Annotated in this window: 20 protein-coding genes; 5 read left to right on the forward strand and 15 right to left on the reverse strand. The window is 41.0% G+C overall.

All coding sequences use genetic code 11. The features are described 5' to 3' along the window. Nucleotides 1-91: 91 nt before the first annotated feature. Entirely contained in the window at nucleotides 92-4,693 is a 4,602-nt protein-coding gene (locus BLS32_RS06180) for a T9SS type B sorting domain-containing protein (RefSeq protein WP_091392949.1), read from the reverse strand. A 294-nt stretch (nucleotides 4,694-4,987) separates the two neighbouring features. Here BLS32_RS06180 and argS point away from each other — a divergent pair, with 294 nt between their 5' ends. Next, nucleotides 4,988-6,766 carry an arginine--tRNA ligase gene (gene argS, locus BLS32_RS06185; protein WP_091392951.1) on the forward strand — a complete coding sequence of 593 codons (1,779 nt, stop codon included), beginning with the start codon at nucleotides 4,988-4,990 and terminating at the stop codon, nucleotides 6,764-6,766. A 60-nt stretch (nucleotides 6,767-6,826) separates the two neighbouring features. Here argS and BLS32_RS18430 read toward each other — a convergent pair whose 3' ends face one another. After that, a complete protein-coding gene (locus BLS32_RS18430) occupies nucleotides 6,827-7,000 on the reverse strand; it encodes a hypothetical protein (RefSeq protein WP_170227540.1) in 174 nt (57 codons plus the stop codon). A gap of 201 nt (nucleotides 7,001-7,201) precedes the next feature. Here BLS32_RS18430 and ffh point away from each other — a divergent pair, with 201 nt between their 5' ends. Next, nucleotides 7,202-8,539 (forward strand): signal recognition particle protein, encoded by a 1,338-nt coding sequence (gene ffh, locus BLS32_RS06190; RefSeq protein ID WP_091392953.1) that lies wholly within the window; start codon nucleotides 7,202-7,204, stop codon nucleotides 8,537-8,539. A 75-nt stretch (nucleotides 8,540-8,614) separates the two neighbouring features. Further along, nucleotides 8,615-9,502: a bifunctional 5,10-methylenetetrahydrofolate dehydrogenase/5,10-methenyltetrahydrofolate cyclohydrolase gene (locus tag BLS32_RS06195; protein WP_091392955.1), complete on the forward strand. Its 888-nt coding sequence runs from the start codon at nucleotides 8,615-8,617 to the stop codon at nucleotides 9,500-9,502. A 53-nt stretch (nucleotides 9,503-9,555) separates the two neighbouring features. Here the strand turns inward: BLS32_RS06195 and rluF are convergent, their stop codons facing one another. From rluF to BLS32_RS06225, 5 genes are all read right to left on the reverse strand, one after another. Then, the gene (gene rluF / locus BLS32_RS06200) at nucleotides 9,556-10,518 is read right to left on the reverse strand and encodes a 23S rRNA pseudouridine(2604) synthase RluF (protein ID WP_091392957.1); all 963 of its coding nucleotides are present in this window, start codon (nucleotides 10,516-10,518) and stop codon (nucleotides 9,556-9,558) included. Nucleotides 10,519-10,732: 214 nt separating this feature from the next. Beyond that, on the reverse strand, nucleotides 10,733-11,578 hold the full coding sequence (locus BLS32_RS06210; RefSeq protein WP_091392962.1) for an alpha/beta hydrolase: 846 nt from the start codon (nucleotides 11,576-11,578) through the stop codon (nucleotides 10,733-10,735). Nucleotides 11,579-11,610: 32 nt separating this feature from the next. After that, a complete protein-coding gene (locus BLS32_RS06215) occupies nucleotides 11,611-12,390 on the reverse strand; it encodes a zinc ribbon domain-containing protein (protein WP_091392964.1) in 780 nt (259 codons plus the stop codon). A 5-nt stretch (nucleotides 12,391-12,395) separates the two neighbouring features. After that, nucleotides 12,396-13,490 (reverse strand): Nif3-like dinuclear metal center hexameric protein, encoded by a 1,095-nt coding sequence (locus BLS32_RS06220; RefSeq protein ID WP_091392966.1) that lies wholly within the window; start codon nucleotides 13,488-13,490, stop codon nucleotides 12,396-12,398. Between the two features lie 9 nt (nucleotides 13,491-13,499). Further along, nucleotides 13,500-14,069 carry a hypothetical protein gene (locus BLS32_RS06225; protein ID WP_091392968.1) on the reverse strand — a complete coding sequence of 190 codons (570 nt, stop codon included), beginning with the start codon at nucleotides 14,067-14,069 and terminating at the stop codon, nucleotides 13,500-13,502. 74 nt (nucleotides 14,070-14,143) lie between these two features. On the opposite strand from BLS32_RS06225, the gene lpxK reads away from it, so the two are divergent. Further along, a complete protein-coding gene (gene lpxK / locus BLS32_RS06230) occupies nucleotides 14,144-15,181 on the forward strand; it encodes a tetraacyldisaccharide 4'-kinase (RefSeq protein ID WP_091392970.1) in 1,038 nt (345 codons plus the stop codon). On the opposite strand, the gene BLS32_RS06235 is transcribed toward lpxK, so the two are convergent. Then, nucleotides 15,176-16,180, reverse strand: coding sequence for a polysaccharide deacetylase family protein (locus BLS32_RS06235; RefSeq protein ID WP_170227541.1), 1,005 nt, complete (start codon nucleotides 16,178-16,180; stop codon nucleotides 15,176-15,178). The genes lpxK and BLS32_RS06235 overlap by 6 nt on opposite strands. Continuing rightward, nucleotides 16,098-17,066: a glycosyltransferase family 2 protein gene (locus BLS32_RS06240; protein WP_245699352.1), complete on the reverse strand. Its 969-nt coding sequence runs from the start codon at nucleotides 17,064-17,066 to the stop codon at nucleotides 16,098-16,100. Before BLS32_RS06240 ends, BLS32_RS06235 begins: the two co-directional genes overlap by 83 nt. Before the next feature lie 396 nt (nucleotides 17,067-17,462). Between BLS32_RS06240 and BLS32_RS06245 the strand changes: the two genes are divergently transcribed. Next, on the forward strand, nucleotides 17,463-18,275 hold the full coding sequence (locus tag BLS32_RS06245; RefSeq protein WP_091392973.1) for a purine-nucleoside phosphorylase: 813 nt from the start codon (nucleotides 17,463-17,465) through the stop codon (nucleotides 18,273-18,275). Nucleotides 18,276-18,350: 75 nt separating this feature from the next. On the opposite strand, the gene BLS32_RS06250 is transcribed toward BLS32_RS06245, so the two are convergent. The 6 genes from BLS32_RS06250 to BLS32_RS06275 form a co-directional block, all read right to left on the reverse strand. Continuing rightward, the gene (locus BLS32_RS06250; RefSeq protein ID WP_091392975.1) at nucleotides 18,351-20,534 is read right to left on the reverse strand and encodes an ATP-binding protein; all 2,184 of its coding nucleotides are present in this window, start codon (nucleotides 20,532-20,534) and stop codon (nucleotides 18,351-18,353) included. Nucleotides 20,535-20,576: 42 nt separating this feature from the next. Continuing rightward, a complete protein-coding gene (gene gap, locus BLS32_RS06255; RefSeq protein ID WP_091392977.1) occupies nucleotides 20,577-21,578 on the reverse strand; it encodes a type I glyceraldehyde-3-phosphate dehydrogenase in 1,002 nt (333 codons plus the stop codon). A 172-nt stretch (nucleotides 21,579-21,750) separates the two neighbouring features. Beyond that, complete coding sequence (gene lipA, locus BLS32_RS06260; protein WP_091392980.1) at nucleotides 21,751-22,620, reverse strand: lipoyl synthase; 870 nt, start codon at nucleotides 22,618-22,620, stop codon at nucleotides 21,751-21,753. Between the two features lie 104 nt (nucleotides 22,621-22,724). Continuing rightward, on the reverse strand, nucleotides 22,725-23,483 hold the full coding sequence (locus BLS32_RS06265) for a glycosyltransferase family 2 protein (RefSeq protein WP_091392982.1): 759 nt from the start codon (nucleotides 23,481-23,483) through the stop codon (nucleotides 22,725-22,727). A 118-nt stretch (nucleotides 23,484-23,601) separates the two neighbouring features. Then, complete coding sequence (locus BLS32_RS06270; protein WP_091392985.1) at nucleotides 23,602-25,074, reverse strand: T9SS type A sorting domain-containing protein; 1,473 nt, start codon at nucleotides 25,072-25,074, stop codon at nucleotides 23,602-23,604. 141 nt (nucleotides 25,075-25,215) lie between these two features. Further along, a complete protein-coding gene (locus tag BLS32_RS06275; protein WP_091392987.1) occupies nucleotides 25,216-25,737 on the reverse strand; it encodes a hypothetical protein in 522 nt (173 codons plus the stop codon). Nucleotides 25,738-25,833: the final 96 nt, after the last annotated feature.

Genomic DNA, 25,833 nt, shown 5'->3' on the forward strand with positions numbered 1-25,833 from the left:
ATAATTGTTACAACAGTTTCTAAATTTAAAATGGATATAAATAAAAACGGCTTCCATATTTTGGAAGCCGCTTTTTTGCCAAATTATCTGATTATCGTTTCATCGCAAAATGCGCTTTAAATTCTTTTTGAATGCCGTCTTCTTCATAGTTTACAACAAACCAATAATCGGTAGAAGGCAGTTCCTTGCTGTGAAGCGTTCCGTCCCAGCCTGCGCCGCTTGGCGTAATCTGACTGATGAATTTTCCATATCGGTCAAAGATATTGATCTTGGCTGTCGCCTGGGATTTCAGGTCAACAATGTTCCAGGTATCATTGAATCCGTCGCCGTTTGGTGTAAAGAACTTCGGATAATTGATAACCAATGCTTCCGCATCCGACATGCCGCAACCGTTTTTATCTCTCACGTGAACCGTATGGAATCCGGATGATACATTTTCGAAAACCGGGCTGTCCTGGAACGGGCCAAAATCAAGCTGGTATTCATAATCCCCGCCAACTCCTGTAGCCTGAACCGTAATGACCTGGCTGTCTACAAAATCATCGGTGATCGTATAACTTACCAATGCAGGTTCAGATGGCGCAACCGTTACATGCGTTTCTTCCGATGGGCAGCCAGTAACATTACTCGTAGCGATTACATAATAGTCTCCGGGTAAAACTGCAGTATAACTGCTTGCGGTTCCTAAAAGTTCATCATTCGAATTGAACCATTCAAAAGTATAGCCTGTACCAAGTCCGCTAAGGATTTTATAAGGCCTCAAAACTACTTGGTTTTTACTGTCGTAGCAGATGATTCCGCCAAGAGGTTTCGGTTCCGGTAATTTATGAACCGTGATCGAAATAGCTCTCAAATCAAAACAATTTGCCGTCAGTGTATTCGAAACTCTTGCCACTGCAGTACGCGCTGTGGTTGAAGTAATCGGATTTGCATTTGTGGCAGCATCAGTCGGGTTTGCAAAGTAAGTCACCGTGAATTCGGTGCCGGTCTGGCTTCCCAATAAAGTGGCATTTAATTGTGTCAGATTGTAAGCTGTCACGCCGTCATTTGTTCCGTCTTCATCACAAACCGTGGTCATTGCAGCCGTTACCGGATGTGCAATTGGCGTGTCAACGATGGTAACAATAAATGAACTTTCGTCATAACAAGTTGGTGTAAACGGTGATCTTGCATATACATAAATCGTTTGTGTCGTATTGATATGTGAGCCTACAGCAAGGTTTGTCCCAGTTCCGTTTTGTCCTGTATAATATTTTCCAATGGTTAGTGGTGGCAAGGTGTAGCTTTCGCAGATGGTTACATCGGCAATTTCATCCACATTGAAAATAGTTACTTTAAAACTTTTTTCGTTGAAGCAATTTTTCGTTGTTCCTGTTTCAGCATACACATAAATGGTTTGCGTTACGCTCAACACATCTCCGGCGTGCAGCAACCTTCCGGTTTTTAATGATCCGGTGTAATAATCGCCAACGGTTAACGCGGGAAGCGTGTAAGAATTACAGGCATATTTATCAGATACAGCAGCTACGACAGGTGTATGATGGATCGTAATGTTAAAACTGTTTTCATCTGTACAATTGATCCTTTGGTTGTTTTCTGTAAATACATACAGTGTTTGCGATGTGGTGATCAAATCGCCAGCATGTTTCATGATCCCGCCGCCGCTTGGGCCGCCGGACAAAGTATAATAATTTCCAATGGTCAGCGCTGGCAATCTGTAGCTGTCACATTCTACAACATCTGCAGGTTTGTCTGCTCGTAGGACAGTGATCGATACAAAAAAGCTGCTTTCAGCCGAGCATGCAGGTGCCGGAGTTGCGTTTCCAACTGCATAAATGTAAACCCTTTGCGAAGTGGTCAATACGGTTCCGAAAGGAATGACGTCTCCGGTTCCGCCTGGGCCGGTATAATATTTCCCAACATCCAATGTTGTGAGGGTATAAGAATTACAAACGTTGAGGTCGCCACGCGAATCGATAGCCGGTTTCGGATTGATGATAATCACGAAACTCGATTCGTTATAACATTGCGGTGTCGATCTTTTAAAGATGTAAATCGTTCTTCCTATTGAGATGTAAGTTCCCGCTGGGACTGGTGTTCCAATTCCGCCAGCACGAAAATAGTATTCGCCATTGGTAAGCGGAGGCAATGTAAATCCGTCGCAAACCCTGCGGCTCTCCAAATGATCGATCGGCGGTTGTGCAATATTGATCGTATAATGAATGTCATCCGTACAGTTTGGCGTTTCAGATGTTGGCACATAAATGTAAACGGTAGCCGTAGCTTCAAGCACAGTTCCGGCCGGGATAATCGTTCCGGTTCCGGCTCTTCCGGTAAAATAATTCCCGATGCGTAGCGTTGGCAATGTATAACCGTTGCATTGGTAAACATCTGCAGGCGTATCGATACCGATCACTACGTCGAAATGCTTTTCAGTTTTACAGCCTTCAGTTGTCTCTGCAAATACGTAAACTGTTTGTGTCGTGGTTATTACTGTTCCGGCAAGAATTTCAGATCCTTGTCCGCCAGGAAGTGTAAAATATTTACCTGCGGATAATGTAGGTAAAGTATAAGAAGTACAGCTAAACACCGCGCTAAAAGTGCCCAAATCAATTACAGGTACAACAGTGACAGTAAATCCGGCGTCAATTTCACATACAGGATTCGTCGATGTATAGTTGGCATACAAAGTCTGGGTTTCTGTAATTGCTGTTCCTACAGGCAGTCTTGTACCACCGCCGTGTGGCTCGGTAAAATAATTTCCGGCTACCAAGGCAGGCAAACGATATGGTCCGCATGAAATCTGGTTTCCGGGAGACAGCGTATTTGGGTCTAAGATCGTCACTTTAAAAGAAGTCTGGTTGCTACAGTCATTCGGCGTTAGAGGCGCCGTATAAATGAAAATTACCTGGGTCGTACTGATGACATCCCCAGCAAATTTTGGTGTTCCGGTGCCATTCGTTCCGGTAAAATAATTTCCGTTTACCAATGGAGGCAACGTATAATCGCTACATACGATAACATCAAGAAGTTTGTCTACTAGTGGCAATGGTTTGATAAATAAGGTAAAGCTCGTGGTACTGAAACAATTCCTGTCACTCGCATTTTGAACCCTGACGTATATTACTGAATTATTAGTTCCAATGTAACGAATCATACCACTTACGGCAGTAAGCTCGTTATTTCCGGCCAGTGCATTGGGTTCAGAAGTATAATATGAAACAAGGTTCATTTGAGCATCCTGCGTACCTAAAATATCCGAAGTTTGGTCAGAAATCAAAAAGATACCGTTGTTTAAAGCAGTCGACCTGGCACATAAAGTCATGTCCGGCGGCCTGTTTGCAACAGGTGCTGGCGCAGTGCCCAAATCAAATTGCTTGATCGTATAGCAGGTGGTATTGTAACTTTTTACCCTAGCATAAATGGTTTGGCCACCGGCGCTTGGATAATTCAGCGGCAATTCGCCAACGCCATTCTGCGCATCAGGATAAGAACTATGGTATGTAACAACCGTTCCAGGATTCATCCCGGTCTTGATCAACGTAGTATTGTAAGTAAGATCGTAATTATAAGTTGCTGCACCCGAGTTGCATTTGTATAAATTCACAGGTGTTCCCGTCACGATTTGTGGGTAATATTCAATTTTGATGACATCACTAACCGGCTGGCATCCAACGGCCTGATAAATTAATTCATAACGGCCTGGTCCATTGATTCCTAAAGAAGGCCCGTGATCGGGAAGAGGCTGACCGTCTTTTTTCCAGTCAAAAGTATGGGTTAACGGGTCTAATCCTGAATTGATCGTATGTGGATCCCCATAGCAAAGGGCCGCCTGGCTGGCAATGGTAATATCTGGCCCCAAAACATTTTGTCCGATATTAAAACTGTCTGAAGCAATGAAAATGGCAGAATCAGATTTGTAATCGTCACGGTCTGCAATAACCAGTTTAATGTGGTAAGGCGTATTGGGTACCAATACTGCCGACGCGTTCAACAAAGTGGTTTGGCCGTTGTAGCTTGTAGGTGAAGCTGCAGCGGAAATTCCACCATTGTAAGCGCCAAAAAACTGGCTGTTTACCGAAGGGCATCCTGAATTATACAGAAAATCCCTGATGGTAATTACAGAAATCGGAGCTGTCGTACCAGGCACAACAGCAAGGTTCTTCGTTTCGCCTGTTACCGTATTGGTAAGCAAAAATGCAAAGGCATCCGAGAATTCACATTGGTAATTTCCATATTCTTCTGAGGCAAAAAGGAAATCAAAACTAAAATTGGGTGATTTTGGCAAAAAATCAAATTCCAATACTGTAGCATTTACAGAATTCATCGGAATTGACGCTGCTGCCAATGTCGCTTCGAGGTCGGAATCTCCTGGCCAGGAAGCACTTCCGTCTTCAAGTTCCGCATTGTTATTATTCGGTCCCGGAGCATGGGCAACATCTCCGGTACTGATAATAACGCCCGACGGAATCGGGAAATTCGGGTTGGTGTTCTGGAAAAATCCGATACCGTTTGAAGAACCATAGTTGGTTCCCGTCTTCCACGTAATGTTTGTCGCATTCACGCAGGGAGAATTAATCAGTACCGAATTTACCAGTTGGGGAATGGTGTAGGTTGAGGTGTTTACAGTAATGGATTGGGAAAATCCGGCAACGGCAAACATGAGGGCAAAAAGGAGTAGGGTTCTTTTCATGTTAATCTTAATTAAACTTTCTTTTCAGGGCATTTGTTTTGACACTTCAAAGATTTGTAATTTTATCGTTTAAATACAAATAAAGTCGATGAAATGCATAATTTGAATGTTTTAACAAATAAAATTCTTACATTTTTGGTTTATAAAATTGTTGATAAATAAGATTTGAATCAGTGGAACGGCAACACATTCATCAAGTGGGATTTAAATTTGAAGATTTTTATCTTTAGCAATTCAATTCTATTTTAGATTTGCATCTGATATGACTATCTTTGCAGACTTAAAAATCATATTATGTCACTCCCGAAAATCCTTACGCCGCAAATTCAAAAAGCCTTAGCCGATATTTTTAATGTCTCGCTCGAGAAGATAGAATTTCAGGCCACACGCAAGGATTTTGAAGGCGATATTACGATGGTAATTTTTCCGTTATTGAAAATCATCAAAGGAAATCCGGCAGAAATCGGCAATAAAATCGGACAGTATTTAATTGATAATGTTTCTGAAGTCAGCGCGTTCAACGTGGTTTCAGGATTTCTGAATATTGTAGTTTCAGATGCTTATTACCTGAAATTTTTCAATGCAATCAAACAAGATCCAAAATTCGGGTTTGCCAAAGCTGTAGCCGATGAAAAAGCGGTCATGGTTGAATATGCTTCTCCAAATACAAACAAACCATTGCACCTCGGGCATGTCAGGAATGTACTTCTTGGCTATTCTGTCGCCGAAATCCTAAAAGCAGCCGGAAAAAAAGTCTATAAAACACAAATCATCAACGATCGTGGCATTCATATCTGCAAGTCGATGCTGGCCTGGGAAAGATCTGGTTTGAATGAAACTCCGGAAAGCACCGGCCTCAAAGGCGACAAACTTGTAGGTAAATATTACGTCGAATTCGATAAAAATTACAAAGCGCAAATCGTCGCATTGATAGCCGATGGCAAAACCGAAGATGAAGCGAAAAAACAAGCGCCAATCATGCTCGAAGCCCAGAAAATGCTACTTGATTGGGAAGCCGGAGACGAGAGCGTCATGGCGCTCTGGAACAAAATGAACGGCTGGGTTTACAAAGGATTTGACGAAACGTATAAAAATATCGGGGTCGATTTTGACTCGTATTATTACGAAAGCAACACCTATTTATTAGGTAAAGAAGTGGTACAACTCGGACTCGAAAAAGGCGTATTCGAAAAAGATCCGGACGGTTCGGTTTGGATCGATTTAACTGCAGACGAACTTGACCGAAAAATCGTGCTGAGGTCAGATGGAACGGCAGTTTACATGACGCAGGACATCGGAACCGCAATTCAAAGGGTGAAAGATTTTCCCGATGTTGGCGGAATGGTGTACACCGTTGGAAATGAACAGGATTACCATTTTAAAGTGTTGTTTTTGATCCTGAAAAAATTGGGTTTCGACTGGTCTGATCATTTATTCCATTTGTCTTACGGAATGGTTGACCTGCCATCGGGAAAAATGAAAAGCCGTGAAGGAACAGTTGTCGATGCCGATGATTTAATGAAAGAAATGACCGAAACGGCACAAAAAATTTCCGAGGAACTCGGCAAACTAGACGGTTATTCTGACGAAGAAAAAGCAAAATTGTACAATACGATCGGGCTTGGTGCACTAAAATATTACATCTTAAAAGTCGACCCAAAGAAAAGGATTCTTTTTAATCCCGAAGAATCGGTAGATTTCGCAGGAAATACAGGCCCGTTTATCCAATATACGTACGCCAGGATCCAGTCAATTCTGCGCAAAGCTGATTTTGACCTGTCTGCAAATTTCGACAACATCCAGCTGCACGAAAAAGAAAAAGAACTGCTGAAACAACTCGAACTTTTTCCGGAAGTAATTCAAAATGCCGCTGAAAACCACAGTCCGGCCTTACTCGCAAATTATACTTATGAACTCGTCAAAGAATACAACTCGTTCTATCAGACGGTTTCGATTTTGGGAGAGGAAGATCTGACGAAAAAAACATTCCGCGTACAGCTTTCACAAAAAGTAGCCAATACGATTAAATTGTCTTTCAACCTGCTTGGAATTTCAGTCCCCGAAAGAATGTAATTCGGCTTAAAGCAAATCAATTATCAAGAAAAACCAGTCAGAAACGGCTGTTTTTTTTATTTAATTGTTGTTGAAATTGTGTACGGCATTTGATTTTGGGACTTTTCCATTGCCGTTTGTGTTTCCGTTTGAAGTTCTGTCTGATGCCGTTCCTTTATTAGTTCCGGCACACGAAATCATAAAAATCAGAAAAAAAAGCATCACCAGACATTTAAGTTTTTGAATGGTTTTCATAATCCGGAAATTTTAAATTTAAATAAATTTACACTGTATTTATAACTTGAAGCGTACAAGTTATTTTACTTTTTTTGCATGATTACAATACTTTTCACCAAAAACTTCAATTTGTAGCCAACAGCCTCAAACTTTGCCACTTTGCCACTTTGAACCTTTACACTTTTCCCTTATATTTGCAGCTTCAAAAAAGAACACATTATGTTTGATAATTTAAGCGACAAGCTCGACAAAGCATTCCATATATTAAAAGGACACGGAAAAATCACCGAAGTCAACGTTGCCGAAACTTTAAAAGAAGTTCGCCGCGCACTGCTTGATGCCGATGTCAACTTTAAAATTGCCAAAGATTTTACGACTAAAGTCAAAGAAAAAGCGATTGGACAGGACGTATTGACTACGTTGCAGCCTGGGCAATTGCTGGTAAAACTCGTTAAAGACGAACTGACAGAGTTAATGGGTGGCGACGTGGCCGGAATCAACCTTTCCGGAAATCCGACTGTGATTTTGATGTCGGGTTTACAAGGTTCTGGTAAAACTACTTTCTCTGGAAAACTTGCAAATTATCTTAAAACAAAGAAAAATAAAAAGCCGTTATTGGTGGCCTGCGACATTTACCGTCCGGCGGCGATCAACCAGCTGCACGTTGTTGGAGACCAGATAGGCGTTGAAGTCTACTCTGAACCTGACAATAAAAACGCGGTCGATATTGCGCAAAACGCAATCAAACACGCCAAGGCAAACGGTTTCAACGTAGTCATCGTCGATACTGCCGGACGTTTGGCTGTCGATGAGGAAATGATGAACGAAATTGCAAATGTTCATAAAGCGATCCAGCCCCAGGAAACCTTGTTTGTTGTCGATGCAATGACTGGACAGGACGCCGTAAATACTGCAAAAGCATTTAATGACCGACTGAATTTCGACGGTGTGATCCTGACAAAATTAGATGGTGATACACGTGGTGGAGCGGCAATTTCGATCAAATCTGTGGTAAACAAACCAATCAAATTTGTTGGTACAGGCGAGAAGATGGACGCGATCGATGTGTTCTATCCGGTTCGTATGGCCGAAAGAATCCTCGGAATGGGTGACGTGGTATCCTTGGTAGAGCGTGCACAGGAACAATTTGACGAAGAAGAAGCACGCAAATTACAAAAGAAAATCGCGAAGAACGAATTCGGTTTTGACGATTTCCTGACCCAGATCCAACAGGTGAAAAAAATGGGTAATATGAAGGATTTGGTCGGAATGATTCCGGGCGCGTCCAAAGCGATGAAAGATGTCGAGATCGAAGACGACGCTTTCAAACATATTGAGGCAATTATCCATTCGATGACGCCAATAGAAAGAAGCAAACCCGCAATCATCGATGTGAAACGAAAAACCCGCATCGCAAAAGGATCGGGAACAAAAATAGAGCAGGTCAACCAACTTATGAAACAGTTTGACCAGATGAGCAAAATGATGAAAATGATGCAAGGTCCGGGCGGAAAAAACCTGATGAAAATGATGGGCGGCATGAAAGGAATGCGATAAGACTTAAAGACGTGTGCAAACGCGTCTTTTTTATTTAATAGAATTTCGGACACAACTTTTAACTACATACTAACTATGCAACTACTCGACGGAAAAAAAGTATCTGAAGACATCAAGCTCGAAATCACAGCCGAAGTCGACCTGATGAAAAAAAATGGCGAAAAAGTGCCGCACCTTGCAGCGATTATTGTAGGGAACGACGGCGCCAGTTTGACTTACGTTGGCAGTAAAGTCAAAGCCTGCGAGCGTGTGGGTTTTGAATCAACTTTGGTCAAAATGCCAAGCACGACATCGGAAACTGAACTGCTTAAAAAGATCAAGCAACTCAATGAAGATGATAACATCGACGGATTTATCGTGCAATTGCCACTTCCAAAGCAAATTGACACGCAAAAAGTTTTGATGGCAATCGACCCGAGCAAAGATGTTGATGGTTTTCATCCGGAGAATTTCGGGAAAATGGCTTTAGACATGACAACATTCATTCCGGCCACACCGTTCGGAATTTTAGAATTATTGGAAAGGTACAATGTCGAAACCAAAGGAAAACACACGGTTGTCATTGGCCGCAGCCACATTGTTGGCCGTCCGATGAGCATTTTAATGGGAAGAAAAGGCTTTCCCGGAAATTCAACAGTCACCCTAACGCATAGTTACACTAAAAACATTGCACAAATCACAACCCAGGCCGATATTATCATTACAGCGCTTGGTGTACCAAATTACCTTAAAGCCGAAATGGTCAAAGACGGCGCGGTTGTTATTGACGTAGGAATCACACGCGTTGCCGACGATTCTGAAAAAGGCTACCATATTACGGGCGATGTCGATTTCGAAAATGTTAGCAAAAAAGTATCGCATATTACACCTGTTCCCGGCGGCGTTGGGCCGATGACGATTGCGATGCTGTTGAAAAACACATTGCTAGCGAGAGAACAACGAAAATTTGCAAGTTCTAAATAAAAAAAAGCCTTCATTTTCATGGAGGCTTTTCACTTTTATAAGCATTCGATTACTTAATAATCGCCTTTTTTCTTATAATTCGGATCGTCTTTTTTAATGACTTTGACTTTCCATCTTGAAGCGGGTTTCAGATTTTCTTCCGGTTTTTGTTCTGCAGTTTTATCTTTATTTGGAACTATTTTCCTGCTTTCATTTTCTCTTTTATTTCCAAAAGGCTCATGCGTTTTTCTTGCTGGAAATGCGCTGCGTTCCCTTGGCTCTTTTCTTTTCGCCCTGTCTTCCAGAAAACTCGCTTCTTCGGTTTTGCTGGAAGGTTCGATCAATTTGTTCAGTTCAAGAATTTCGGCATCTGTCAAATCGCGGTATCGGCCAACAGGAATATCGAGTGAAATATTGATGATCCGGATTCTTTTTAGTGCGGTAACTTCATAACCCAAATATTCACACATGCGGCGAATCTGACGGTTTAAGCCTTGTGTCAAAATAATCTTGAAAATGTATTTGCTGATTTGTTCTACCTTACATTTTCTCGTTACCGTATCTAAAATCGGAACGCCGTTGCCCATTTTTTCAATGAATCGATCGGTGATTGGTTTGCTTACGGTTACCGTATATTCTTTTTCGTGGTTGTTTCGGGCACGTAAAATTTTGTTGACAATATCGCCGTCATTGGTCATGAAAATCAAGCCTTCACTGGCTTTGTCCAATCTTCCGATCGGGAAAATACGTTTCGGATAATTTATGAAATCGACAATGTTTTCGCGTACATCAAGATTTGTCGTGCATTCAGTCCCTACGGGTTTATTGAAAGCCAAATACACCGGTTTTTCATTTTTCTCGCGAATGAGTTTGCCGTCAATGCGTACTTCATCATCATTGGTGACTTTCATTCCCATTTCGGCAGCATTTCCATTCACGGTCACGCGGCCTTGTTCGATAAAAGTATCGGCTTCACGGCGCGAACAAAATCCGGTTTCGCCGATGAATTTATTGAGTCGTTTGAGATTCTCTTCCATTTGGCAAAAGTACGCAAATTTGCGGATTGGCTTATTTCAAATCCGTAAATCATCTTTTGTTTTTTTTAATGCGAATTTTGGATTACCGACATAAGTGCAGTAAAACTGGAAACCAATCTTGATTATTGAATTGTGTTTTAGCCCTGATGGAAAGCGGTATCCTTTTGTGTAATGCAATGGAACAAAAGATACAGCGGACAGCAGGAAACAGCTCCTAATCCTCAAATAAAAATTTAATGACCTGATTGTACAAAACATCATCATGCATGCTATGTCCAAGGCCTTTGGTCTCGATGAAAGTGGCGTTTTTCCAGCCTGACGCGATTTTTTGGCTTTCGCCGAATGCCACTATGGTGTCATCAAGATCATGAGCAATGATGCCTTTAAGGTTTAATTTTTCGCCGAAAATTTTCCCCGAAAAAGCGTCTAATTGAAACTGGAATTTTTGAAGGAAATAGTCATCCAATAGCGTTTCCATTTTGGAATTCAGGCTTAAAAGCGCCACGTAATTCGCGATTAAAGTCCGCAAATCAGAAGGTGTGCCAAGCAAAACCATTTTCTGAAGTTTGATGTTTTGGTATTTGTACTGGTAATACACCGAAGCCGCACCGCCAATAGAATGTCCTATGATTGTATGTGGCTGGAATTTTTTAGCGGCAACATCGATAAATGCGGCGTAAGTTGGTACGTTGAATTCCAATCCCGAAGACAATCCATGCGCCGGGCCATCAATGGCCACGATCGTACTTCCCGATTTCTGTAAATACGGCAGCATTTTTTCCCAGCGAGATGCGTTGCTTTCCCAGCCGTGGATCAATAAAATGATGTGGTCGTTGCCTTTCCAGGTGTAGGAATGAAATTGTTGCCCTTCAAAAGCTAATGTTTTGTGTTCGGTTTCTTTGAGGATTTCGGGTAAGTTTTCTTTAGACAATCTTCCTTCGCGCGGGTTGCTAAAAAGTTTGTATGCCAGCAATGTCGCTTTTTTCGGATGTGTATAACTTAGGAAGTTGATGTACAATCCGATCGATTTGGTCAGCAGGAAATACTTTAATTTTCGCATAAAAAAAGCCCCGTTAAACGAGGCTGCTATTTTTAGATTTGTGCAAACAACTGTTGCATTTTCTCTCTTTCTTCTTCGGCTAACGAACTGTCTACCAAAATTCTTCCGGAGTGTTCGTCAGTGATGATTTTTTTTCTCCCTGCAATTTCTACCTGTGTTTGTGGTGGAATGGTAAAGAAGGAACCTGCTGATGCGCCTCTTTCGATAGACACCACTGCGAGTCCGTTTCTTACGCTGCTGCGGATTCTTTTGTAAGCGGCCAACAATCTTTCTTCGATCAAGGCTTCGAATTCTGCAGATTTTTGTGCCAGGAACGTTTCTTCTTTTTCAGTCTCCGACATGATGTCGCTGAGTTCTGATTTTTTATGTTTCAGGTGGCTTGATTTGGCCTCTAGTTTTTCTTTTGAATTCGAGATCACTTCTTTTTTGTGCTCCATCGAAGCTTTCAATTCTTTGATCTGCTTTTCAGCCAACTGGATTTCGAGTTCCTGAAATTCCACTTCTTTCGTTAAAGAGTTGAATTCCCGGTTGTTGCGAACGCTGTCCTGTTGTTTGGTGTATTTTTTAATCGCAGCCTGATGGTCTTCGATCGCGGCTTTTTTCGATTTGATCTGCTCATCAATACCGTCTAAATCTTGTTTCAGTTTTTCAGAACGAGTGGTCAAACCAGCAACTTCATCTTCGAGATCTTCAACCTCTAAAGGAAGTTCACCTCTTACATTTCTGATTTCATCAATTCTTGTGTCAATTAATTGGAGGTCATATAACGCTCTTAATTTTTCTTCAACACTTAATTCTTTCGTATTCGCCATAACTTTTATAAGTACTTAACAGGATTTGTATTTTCTTCTGATAAAATGATTGCAAAATTAAGGATTTTTTTCTTAAGAAAATCAACAATATAATTTTTTGTATACCGTTCGCTTTCAAAATGCCCGACATCGGCTAAAAGCAGCTGATTATCAGCCTCATAAAAGTTGTGGTACTTCAAATCGGCGGTTAAAAAAGCATCGGCCCCGGCCTGGATTGCGTTTTTGATCGCGAAGCTTCCCGAACCGCCAAGCACGGCAACTTTCCTGATGTTTTTATCTAGCAATGCGCTGTGGCGGATGCCGTCCGATTGCATTTTATCTTTGATCATTTGGAGGAAATCACGCTCTGATAAAGCCGTCGGCAGTTCGCCGACCATTCCGAGGCCAATATTTTGATGCAGATTTTCAAGGTTGTAAATTTCGTAAGCCACTTCTTCATATACATGATTCTGAAATAATGCTTTTAAAATTTTGCTTTGCAGATGCTTTTCAAATGTCACTTCGATTTTGATTTCGTTCGATTCTACAAATTCAAAACGTTCGCCAATTTCAGGATTGCTGTTTTCATTTCCCATATACGTTCCGATTCCCGTCGAATTGAAGCTGCAATCTTCATAATTCCCAATGTTTCCAGCTCCGGCTTCAAACAACGAATTCCGGAGTTTTTCAGCATTTTCAGGAACCGTATAAGTGATTAATTTTTGGATGAAATTTTGCTTTGGAATCAGGATTTTGGTGTTGACCAAACCCAAAGCGTCGCAGAAAATTTTATTCACGCCGTTTTGATGGTTGTCCAAAGCAGTGTGAACCGCATAAATTGCAATGTCGTTTTTGATCGCTTTGAGCACGACGCGCTCGACATAATTTTTGCCAGTGATTTTCTTGAGTCCAGAGAAGATAATCGGGTGAAAGCAAACGATGAAATTGCAGTTTTTGGCAATCGCTTCATCAATGACATTTTCCAAAGCATCGTGGCAAACGAGAATTCCGGTCGCGTCATCGTTGGCATTGCCTAACAAAAGCCCAACGTTGTCAAAATCTTCGGCATACGCCAACGGCGCCATTTCTTCAAGGACTGCAATAATTTCTTTGATTTTCATTTTTGGATTTTAAGTAGCCCACGGACTCAAATATTCTTTGATTTCCCAGCCGGCTGCGGTTTTTTCGAGCAATAAAATCGAGCCGCTGTTGTGTTCGATATTTCTGTAAAATACGACTTTTACGAGTGCGATATTGTCTTTTGGATAATAAAGCGGTTTGCTGATGATCATGAACCGCTGATTGTTTAAATGAAGCCGCTTCGAAACTTCCTGGTATTTTTCGAGCGACAGGCATTCTACGATTTTTTGCCTGAGCTTGAATTTGTCGTTTTCATAGATCGAATTCAATTCTGCCGACCAGTCTTTTTCGACTTGGTCATTTACAACCTGAACGCGCATTTGCTGTAAAAAATCGTTCGGAAGTTTGCGGTTTTTAATCGCTTCAAAAATTTCTTCGTTGTTGTTGGCGCGGTTGCAATATAAATACAACAATTGGCTGCGGCCTTTGTAAACGGGCTTTTCGGTTTTGTAATAACGCTGTAAAATGATTTCAAGAACTTGTGCGTCATCGGTTTGTGCCGCTAAAAATTGCCGCGAAAAAAGCAACAGAAACAGAAAAATCCGGGTAAAATATTTCATTCTCATATTTTGGATTCAGATGGGATTTCCAAATTAATTTTCCTTTCAAAGATAAAATATTATACTTTCGTAGAATGAATTTCCTCAGAAAAATACTGTTTCCGTTTGCCGTTTTATACGGCTTTGTTACGCAGGGGCGGAATTTTTTGTTTGACATCGGAATTCTAAAATCACATGCTTTTAAAATTCCTGTAATTGCCGTTGGGAACCTAAGTGTTGGCGGAACCGGGAAAACGCCACAAATCGAATACCTGATCCGTTTGCTCGCTCCAAAATATAAAATAGCAACGTTAAGCCGCGGTTACAAAAGAAAATCGAAAGGATTTATTTTGGCTGATGCAAATGCTTCGGCTGAAATTTTAGGAGATGAACCTTTTCAGTTCTACCAGAAATTCCCGCAAATTAATGTGGCTGTTGATGCCGACAGGAAAAATGGCATCGAACAATTGTTGGTACAATCAAAACCGGAAATCATACTGCTCGACGATGCATTCCAGCATCGGAAAGTAAATGCCGGATTTTATATTCTGCTGACGGCTTATGGCGATTTATATGCAGACGATTGGATGCTGCCAACGGGAAATTTACGCGAAAGCAGAAGCGGGGCAATAAGGGCGAATGTCATCATTGTCACCAAATGTCCTCCAAATTTATCAGAGGCGGAACAAGATGTAATCTGGAAGAGAATTGATCCAAATTTCAACCAGCAGTTGTTTTTTACCTACATCGATTATGACCATCAGGTTTTTTCCAAAGATTTGGTTTTGGATGTCGTGCAGATAAAAAACACCAAAAAAGTGCTGCTTGCCGGAATTGCGAAACCGCAACCGTTTTTTGACTATTTGAAAAATGAAAATGATGTCATTCTGGAATTTCCCGACCACCACGATTTTTCTGATGCTGATATTGCATCGATCAGAAATAAAGCCGACGGAAAAATCGTTGTGACTACCGAAAAAGATTACGTCCGACTCAAAGGAAAAATTGATGACCGCCAACTTTTTTATCTTCCGATACAAAGCAAATTTATAAGCGAAAGCCAAAGTTTTGATAAAACTTTATTGAAATACACCGAAAAAACAAAGGATGAATCCAGGTCTGCAAAATTATAAATCCTTCAGCGACCCAAAATTAAATTCAAAGCCTGCCAGGAATTTTTCAAGCCGTTTACCAGTAAAGTCAGGCATAAAAATCCGGTTCATTTTACCCGAAAGCCTGTTTGCATTATTAGAATAGCCATTATTGGCAAGCAAAATGCCTTTTAGCCCGATTTCTTTTGCCAGTTTTTCTGTGGATTCATTGTAAGAACCATGAGGCAAAGCAAGGTAATCGGCAGGTTTTCCGGTTAATTGCTGTAATTTCTGCACTGACATTAAAAGCTCTTTTTTTTGGTTCTCTTCGGATAAAGTTCCCAAAGGATAATGATGGTGCGTGTGCAACCCGATACTCGCCAACGGATGTTTTGCAAGTGCCTGAAGCTCGCTGACCGACATAGACCTGTAACCTTCACGAGCTTTAAAAGCAATCTGATTCAGGTTTTCAAATGTTTCAAGCCATTTTTCTTTTTCGGGATTTTTGAAGTTCAAAATCAGATCTGCCAAATTTTTATACGAATAATCGGCTTTGGAAACCTTTTCTTCCATTCCGGGAAGGTAAAAATGGCCACCACAATTTGCATAATCTGATGCCAGATGATCCCACCAAAATTCTTTTGAAGTTCCAATGTGTGCAGTGGTAATAAAAAATGCAGCCGGAATATTATATTTTTCAAGAAGCGGCAAAGCGTGAAGAAAATTATCGGCATAACCATCATCAAAGGTCAGGACTGCACCTGCTTTTTTATCAATCGCCCATTGATCATCGAGGCGCAAAACGGTATAGTTTTTTTTGATGTAAATGAGCTGCTGTTCGAAATTGTCCAACGTAACCTGCAATCCCAACTCTTCACTGACGTCATTGTCAATTCGATGGTACATGAAAACGAGCACCGGTTTCCCTTGTATCAGCCTGTTTTTTAGCTTTAATGCTTTATAATACAGCCGCTTTGTCATATTGATCTGCAATGATGCCGGATTGTTTTTCATTTTCGGGTTTCCAATATAATTTGGCACTTTCCAACTGTTTGTATGAGGCATATTGCTGTTGGCTCAACCTGTTTTTATATTTGATGATTTTGGGGATTGCAGCAACAAGGTCAAAAAGGGCCATTGCTATTGGTTTGATGGCATTTGGGTTGCGCTTTTCAACAACTCTTTTCGTGAATTGTGTCCAAATCGAATACGTCATTTTTTTAGGAATGTACTTTAGCGGGACAAATAGGAAATACAAATACCAGTCAGACCGCAAGGCACGGCGTTGCCGTATGTAATAATCATTGTTGTTTTTGCGCCCTTTTAAATCCACCCGATGGTGTGTGAGCACTTGCGGCAAATAATGGATTTCCATGTTTCTGCGCAGCATTTGATACGAAATAAAATCTTCTTCACCATAAAATACAAACCAAACCGGGTAATCGGGAATTTTGCGCCAGGAAGAAATTCTCAATACGTGTGCGCCGCCGGCAAAACTCCTGACACGTTGCGGCATTTCATCGGTATAAGTAGAAGCAGGTGCAGAAAGGCCCCAAAAAATCCGGAAAGACAACAAGTCTGTCTGTGGATGTGTCTTAAAATAGTTTTCGATGATTTCAAGCGGTTGCTCTGTGATAAAATGCAGGTCGTCATCTATTGAAATGGCATATTCACCCGATGCTTGGTGCAGCAGTTCATTTCGGCTAACCATCAATCCTTTGGATGTTTGGTGCTTAATTAATAAAATGCCGGGATGGTTTTCAGAAACATATTCAAAAGTACCGTCACTAGAGCCGTCATCGCAAATAATACATTCCACATCACTCCTTCGCAACAGGTTGCTGATTTTATGAAGCGTAAAAATGAGATCATCACGACGGTTTTTCGTGGCAATCAGGATTGAGAATTTTTTTTCAGGCTTGATCATGAAAAACTAAGTTCTGAATTCGGATTAAACTGCTTCGAATCCAAAGAAATGCAACATTAAGCTTATATACGACTTTAAAAAAATTGAGTTTTCTGTGCTTGCTAAAAAACTGTTTTTTAGGCTACGAATGTACAATATTTTATAATTCAATTGTATATATGATATTTTTTTAAGCCTCAAATAAGAATACGGAAATTGTTGTTGAAAAATGTTAATTATATGTAAGATATTACATTCACAAAAAAACGAACGTTTAGAAATTGCCTGTTTGTTTTGGCCAAATCTGATTAAAATACATTTAATTGTTACTTTTGGCAAACGCTTATATGTACTATGATAAGTATTCTAAGCGTATTTGTTTAAAGATAAGGCACTTAATAAAAAGAAATATTTAAAATGTGGGAAAAAGTTCAGCAAACCGTAGCGTATATTAAACAAAAAACCAACTTCACGCCGGAATACGGTGTCATTTTAGGTTCCGGCCTTGGAAGTTTTACTGAAGATATCAAAATTGAATTTACGCTTCCTTACAGCGAAATTCCTAATTTTCCGATTTCTACTGTCGAAGGCCATAAAGGTGCTTTGGTTTTTGGGACAATTGGAGATAAAAAAGTCGTCGCCATGCAGGGGCGATTTCATTATTACGAAGGATACGACATGAAAGAAGTGACGTTTCCGGTTCGCGTCATGAAATACATTGGAGTACAAAAACTGATTGTTTCCAATGCTTCAGGCGGTGTGAACCCACATTATAAAGTTGGTTCGATTGTTATTATCAAAGACCACATTAACATGATGCCCGAGCATCCGCTTCGCGGGAAAAATGACGAGCGTTTTGGGCCAAGGTTCGTGAACATGAGCGAACCTTACAGCCGGAAGATGATTTCAAAAGCAAAAGAAATTGCATACGAACTTGAAATTAATGTCCAAGATGGCGTTTATTTCGGATTGCAAGGCCCAACATTTGAAACTTTATCAGAATATAAAATGGTCAAAACCATGGGCGGCGATTGTGTTGGAATGTCAACGGTCCCCGAAGTCATCGTAGCGCGCCACATGGAACTCGAAACTTTCGGGATTTCTGTGATTACCGATATGGGCGACGAAGAAAGCATCGATACGATCACGCATGCAGAAGTACTCGAAGCGGCAAAAAAAGCCGAGCCATTGGTGCGAAACCTGATTGTGGAACTGATTAAAAGATATTAACCAATTTACGATTTTTGACGTACGATTTATGCAACAAGCGTTCGTAAACCTGACATTAAAAATCCTAAATAATCATCAGTCTTTTTTAAGGTTCATCACTAAAGTGCGGTAAAAATCCTGCGGATCAAACGGTTTGGTGATCACATCGTTCATTCCGTAGGATAAAAGCATGTCTCGGTTTTCATTAAGTGAAATTGCGGTCAGTGCAATGATAATCGTTTTCTTGTCGAATGTCCTGATCGTTTGTGTGGCGATCGTTCCGTTGATTCCCGGAAGGTGCACATCCATTAATACCAGATCGTAAGAATTGTTCTTCACGGCTTCGATCGCATCTTCACCGTTATCGATGACTTCGCAAACCATGCCTTTGTTTTCAACCATTTTCTTTGTGATCATCTGGTTGATTTTGTTGTCTTCGATCAATAAAACATTCAGGCCGTTTAAAATGCTGTCGTCAAATTCGGCTTTCTTTTCGTGGTGAATCTGATCCAATCCGATTTTAAAACTCAGGTCGAACGAAAATGCCGATCCTTTGCCCACTTTACTTTCCACCTTGATTTTTCCGCCAAGGATATCAATGAGTTTTTTTACGATAGTAAGGCCAAGTCCGGTTCCGCCATATTTCCTGTTGATTTCTATAGAACCTTGGGAGAAACTGTCGAAAACGGCGTCGATTTTTTCTTCAGGAATTCCGATTCCGGTGTCCAACACTTCAAAATGGATCGATGTGAATTCGGGATTCAATTCATTTACTGCCAATGATACTTTGACTTCGCCGTTTTTAGTGAATTTTAAAGCGTTGTTGATGAGGTTCAGGAAAATCTGCGATAATTTCGTTGGGTCGCCAATAAGGAAATCCGGAATATTCGGATCAACCTTAATCGTAAATGCATTGTTGTTGATTGAAGCAAGCTCTTTTAACGAACTCTGGATGTTGCCCAGCAGTTGCTTCAAGTTGAACGTAATGTTTTCGGTTTCAATCGTGCTCGATTCGATCCTATTGATTTCGAGGATTTCATTGATGAATGTCAGCAGGTAATTTCCCGAAAACTTTAGTGACGTCAGGTAATTCAGCTGTGATTCTTTCGGATTTTCCTCAAGCAGCAAATGTGTGATTCCGTTGATCGCATTCAGCGGTGTCCGCAATTCATGGCTCACGGTAGAAAGGAATTCTGCCCTGGCTTTAGAGGCCTTTTCAGCTTTTTCTTTGGCCAGCTGCAACTCATTATTCTTTTCTTTCAGCAGCAAATTCGACTGGTTCCTGATGATGTTGTTTTTGTATAAGGACAAACTCAGCAGCGACAAAATCGAGATCAGCGCAATGGCAAGGATGCTTATGAGTTTGGCTACTTTATTTGCTTTTTGCTGTTCTTTATTTTCCTTGTCCATCTGTTCAATGGTCTTGAGCCTTTCACTTTCCTTGAATTGCACATAATCTTCGGCACCGAGTTTTTTAGCGTTCAATGCGGCAATACTGTCTTTAAGCAGCAAATGTTTTTTGAGGTAAGAATACGCGCGATCCGTATTCAATAATTGTTCGTAAACCTGGCTCAGGGCCAATAATATTTTTGCTTTTTGCTCGAAGTTTTTATCACGCGCATTAAGTTCGTAGGCGCGGTTCAGGTAATTGAGTGCAAGATTTTTCCGATTGTTAATGGCTTCGATATTCCCAATTTGGTACAAAGCTTCGGCCTTAGTTTTGAAATCGTCATCGGCATCCGGCTTTGCAATAATCTGGTCGAAAATCGGCGTGGCCATTTTGTATTCGCCTTTGGCCTTATAAACAATTCCTTTCTGGAGGTTCAGCAATTCGATCGCATTGGGGATTTTGATCGTTTCATAAATCGTTTTGGCTTTGTCAAAGTAGACTTCGGCTTTAGAATAATCGCCTTTTTCCATATAGCACAAACCCAGTTGATAATACGAAAATGCTTGCTGGCTCGATGGTTTTATGGTGTTGAAAAGCGATACGCTACGGAAATAAGTTTCAATGGCATCATCATATTTCTTGAGTTCGAAATAGATGGCGCCAAGCGTCGCATATGCATTGGCCTCAGCTTCAACATTTTTGGTCTTCTTGGCATAATCAATCGCTTTTTGCGCAAATGACAGGGAAAATTTGTAGTTGTCGGTCTTAATATTAAAATTCGACAGCTCAATATAATAACTGACACTATCGTTTTCTTTTACAGAATCTTTCTTTTTTTGCGGGTAAACAACCGCGCTAAGCAGTAAAAAAAATATTAAGAATTGCCTCATTAGGACTTCTGGTTTGGTTTTCAAGGGATTAAATGTACTAAATTATTTCTTATATGTTAAAATAATTAAGTCAATAATTCTTGAAGAATATCCAATTTCGTTGTCATACCAGCCTACGACTTTGACCATTTTACCAATTACAGAAGTGAGTTGTGCATCAAAAAGACAGGAATTCCGATTGCCAATGATGTCAACAGACACAATTGGGTCTTCGGTATAATCCATAATGCCTTGAAATTCGGTTGCAGCTGCGGTTTTAAAAGCTTCGTTGATCTGCTCAATGCTTACGGCATGTTTCACATAACATGTAATGTCTGTGAGCGAACCGTCGGGAACTGGAACACGGATACCGCTTCCGCCGATTTTTCCTTCCATTTCGGGGAAGATTTTTGTCAGTGCTTTCGCAGCTCCAGTTGTCGTTGGCACGATAGATTGCGAAGCGCCACGCGCACGGCGTAAATCTTTGTGTGGCTGGTCGTGCAAACTCTGATCGGTAGTATAGGAGTGAACGGTTGTAATGTATGCCTGTTCAATGCCGCAAAGATCGTTGATGACTTTGATCATCGGTGCGGCGTTGTTCGTTGTGCAGCTGGCGTTTGAAATGATGGTTTCGGTACCGTCTAAAATGTGCTCGTTTACGCCCAGCACGACGGTTTTAATGTTGTCGACTTCTGACGGTGCTGATAAGATGACTTTTTTTGCCCCGGCTACAATGTGCGCATTGATGTCGTCGAAGGTTTTGTATTTTCCGGTTGCTTCAACGGCTACATCGATATGTAATGATTTCCAGTCGAGGTTTGCAATGTTTTTCTCGTGGAAGAATTGATAATGTTTGCCGCCAACGATAATGGAATTTTCATCAAACGAGCAATCCAGAGGCAGTACGCCATGAATGCTGTCGTATTTGATTAAATGTGCCATGGTTTTGTTGTCGGCGATATCGTTGATCGCAACGACTTCAATTTCGGGATGTTCGAGCAGCAGGCGGAATAAGTTTCTTCCAATGCGTCCGAATCCGTTGATGGCAACTTTTATTTTTGTCATGAAGTGTAAATTGTATGGTCGGAAATTTGGGTATTGACTGCGCTCGCGTTAAGGATAACAGCGGAAATCCTGACATTGCTCAGATAAAATATCTTTAAAGATTCGCATCAAAAGCAATGGCAGATTGTAGCGGATAGCCTGGCCCGCAGGGAAACGCCCAAATAATTATTAATTAAAGAATGTGTTTTTGGGCATGGTAGGAAGAACGCACCAAAGCGCCGCTTTCTACGTGCCTGAAGCCCATTTCTTTGCCGATTTCTTCGTATTTTTTGAACTGTTCCGGTGTGATGTATTCTTTTACCGGAAGGTGTTTTTTGCTGGGTTGCAAGTATTGGCCGATCGTTACAATATCGACATTGGCATTGCGCAAATCGCGCATCGTTTGGATGACTTCTTCTTCCTGTTCGCCCAATCCAAGCATGATGCCAGATTTTGTACGGCGGATTCCGTTGTTTTTTAAATATTTCAACACTTCGAGGCTGCGGTCGTATTTTGCCTGAATGCGCACTTCACGCGTCAACCGGCGAACGGTTTCCATATTATGCGAAACGACTTCGGGATTGGCTTCGATGATGCGGTCAATATTTCTTTCATTTCCTTGAAAATCAGGAATTAATGTTTCTAAAGTGGTTTCTGGATTCATTCTGCGGATCGCCTGAACGGTTTCAAACCAAATGATGGAGCCCATATCTTTTAAATCGTCGCGGTCGACGCTGGTGACAACTGCATGCTTGATTTTCATCAGTTTGATGGAGCGGGCTACTTTTTCAGGTTCGTCCCAATCAACCGTTTCCGGACGTCCTGTTTTTACACCGCAAAATCCGCACGAACGCGTACAGGTATTTCCAAGGATCATGAATGTTGCCGTTCCTTCGCCCCAGCATTCGCCCATGTTTGGGCAACTTCCTGAGGTACAGATCGTATTGAGTTTGTATTTGTCGACGAGGCCGCGAAGTTCGGTATATTTTTGTCCAATTGGCAGTTTTACCTTTAGCCATTTGGGCTTTCCGATCGGTAAAGTATTGTCTAAAACCGTTTCCATACATGCAAATTTTGAAGCACAAAGATAAGCATTGTTTTGATTTAAACCGTTAATTTCATGTTAGTGAAAAGCGTTGGTTTGTTGGTGAAAATTGAGGTGAAAAATTAGTTTTTTGATTCGCGTTTTTCGAAAATACGAATCTGAAAGCCCATTTTTTTTGCAAGGAAATAGGCGATGGAAGTTTTTAAAACGCCCATTCCGTAAATGCTGCTTCGTTTAAAATTGATCGATGAGGCTTCTTCGAAATATTTCGTTGGGCAGGTGATTTCTGCGATTTCAAATCCGCTAAAGCAAATCTGAGCAAGCATTTGGTTGTCAAAAACAAAATCATCGGAGTTTTTATGGTACGGAATATTCTGGAGTACATTTGATGAAAAGGCACGGAATCCGGTGTGGTATTCGGATAATTTTTGCCCCATCAGGATATTTTGAAATAAGGTCAGAAACCGGTTTGCAATATATTTGTACAATGGCATGCCACCGTGAAGCGCGCCTTTTCCTAAAATCCTTGAGCCTAAAACCACTTCATACACTTCATTTGCAATTAAATAGCACATCGAGTGAATGAGTTTTGGCGTGTATTGGTAATCGGGGTGCAGCATCACGACAATATCTGCCTGTAAGCTTAACGCTTTGTCGTAACAGGATTTTTGGTTTCCGCCATAACCTTTATTTGAATCGTGGCGGATGACATGCTGAATGCCAATTTGCTGCGCGATCTCGAAAGTCATGTCCCAACTGAAATCATCTACGAGAATGACCTCGTCAACAATGTCAAACGGAATTTCATTGTATGTTTTTTCGAGCGTTTTCTCCGAATTGTAAGCGGGCAAAACCACGATGACTTTTTTATTCTTGATCATAGGAAGCGATTGGCTTTGAATCCAAAAATAGTACAGTTTGCAGCATATACATCATAATAAATAAAAAAAAGCAGCACCCGAACAGCGCTGCCTCCAAATATAGGGTTATGTACCCAAACTATTGCCTGATGACTTTATCGGTAAACTGCCCAGATACAGTCGTGGTTTTCATGATGTAAATGCCAGATGGCAAATTAAGCACAATGTCATTTGTACCCGATTTTAATGTTGATTTTAAAAGCATTTGCCCACTTAAATTGTAAATTTCCGCAGTACCGGTTTCTTTAGTTTCTATGGAAATCAATCCCGAATTCGGATTGGGATAAAATGAAATTTTCGCATTTTTAAAAGCATTCGTTCCAAGCAGGCAGTTGTTAAACGGAGAGAAAGTAACCAAACCCAAAGCCGCGTTGTCGACCTGATGGCTGATGACGTTTTCAACGGTTTCTGTTGTTGGCGTTGTGCCTTCAATCCAGCAATTGTTTGTGGCGCTAATTGGCAAAGCCGTGTTGTTGAATAGCGCATACGTTTGCCCGCCATTGGCATTTTCAGAAAAAATGTTTCCTCCTTCGTTGAATGTGGTTTCGTGATTGCTGCCCAAATTAATATTTGCGGTACCAATGACTGTAATTCCCCATAAATTCCGCCTGATCTGGTTTTGGCTGGCAATGATGTTCATGGTTGCGGCTCCTGTCGCGTTTAGCGAAATGCCACTTCCGCCGAGGTTTGGCGCATTTTGGGTGTTGTTGTCTTCTATACTATTGCCGCGGATGTAACCTGAAGAACTTGCTCCGGCAACCGTAATTCCGTACCTATTGTCTGTGATGACATTGTTGTCGATTACGACTTTATTTATATTTCCCAAAAGGCTTGACGCCGAAATTCCGCCCACCATAATAAGCTCGCGGTTTCCTTTGATGGTGTTTCCTGTAATCCTGATCGTATCATTTCCGCTTGGGCCCATATTAATTTGCGGACGATTCGTATTCGAAGTGTTGTTTCCTTCAATATAATTGTTTGTAATAATAGCCGCAACTTCTTGGTTCGCACCCGATCCCAACGCCGGAACTACATTAAAAGTAAACCTTGAACCGTCAACAATTGGCCGGCCGGTTGAAAAAGAAATGGCGGCACTGGTTGTGGTTCCTGCAATATGGTAGGACATCGAACAATTGTACATTTGAAAATTCCCGGTCGAAGCCCGGATTCCTTTTCCATAATTGATGGTGACATTCCGAAGAAATCCGGTCGAATTTTCCTCAAATCTAATGCTGTCATAAGGCGCAGCAATGTTTGAAGCGGTAATTAGAATGTTTTCTGCATCGGCTGTAAAAGTCCCGGCAACATCAAGCTGGATGTTTGCATCAATATGTAAAACTGTATTTTCTGTAATTGAAAAAGTATCGCCTGGTGCAATAGTCAGGTTTTGTGAAAGCGTATAAATTCCATCAGAAAATGATAAAATTCCAGCAGGAGCATTGATAATAATGTCGTTAAGTCCCCAATTAACGCCGGTTCCGGGAGTTGTATATTGGGAATGGCCGGCCATTGGAAGCATGGTTACCAATAATAAAAGTAAAATTTTTTTCATCGGATCGGATTTTGAGTTGATCTTAAAGTTACAGCTTAAATCAAAAACGAAGGGTTAAAAATAAGTTAATTGCTATTTTTTGAAATGCAAAAGCCTGCTTTTCGAATATGAAAAACAGGCTTTTGCATTTGTTTTAATTGGTTATTCCGGAATATGCAAAGCCGCACAAACTTCTTTATAACTCATGTTTTCATATACAGATCGTTTTGCGGCGACACCACCGGGAATGATCACATAGCGGACTTCTACACCGGAACCAATTGAAACTGTTCCTCCCGCGTCATGACGAAACCTGAAAAGTTTAAGATTTCCGACAGCTGGTATTGATGTTATTGTATTAATAAAGCCACCTGCTATTGAAGTATAAGGCGTAGGGAAAATATTGGTTTCATCAAATTTAAGATATGATAAAACAACGCCTTTTGCCATCACATCCGCAGTAATCTGAGGTGCCGCAAAATCATAAGCCTTTCCTGAAGTGCCGTCAATTGTAACATTCTGGCTTGTAGACATGCTGAGCCATTCGCTGTAAATAACATTCGCTGTTCCGGTTGCTCCGTCAATGCCATTTTTTCCGTCTGCTCCATCATCTGAACACGAATTGTTTAATAATGCCAAGGCAAAAATCATAAGAAAACTGCCAATTTTTAAGATTGATTTCATAATGTAGTTTTTAAATTATTTCTCGAAGCTACAGTACTTTAACCATATTAAAAATGACCAATATACGAATGGTCATTTTCAATATACCAACAACCC

This window comes from Flavobacterium noncentrifugens, from assembly GCF_900100375.1.
Taxonomy (GTDB): domain Bacteria; phylum Bacteroidota; class Bacteroidia; order Flavobacteriales; family Flavobacteriaceae; genus Flavobacterium; species Flavobacterium noncentrifugens.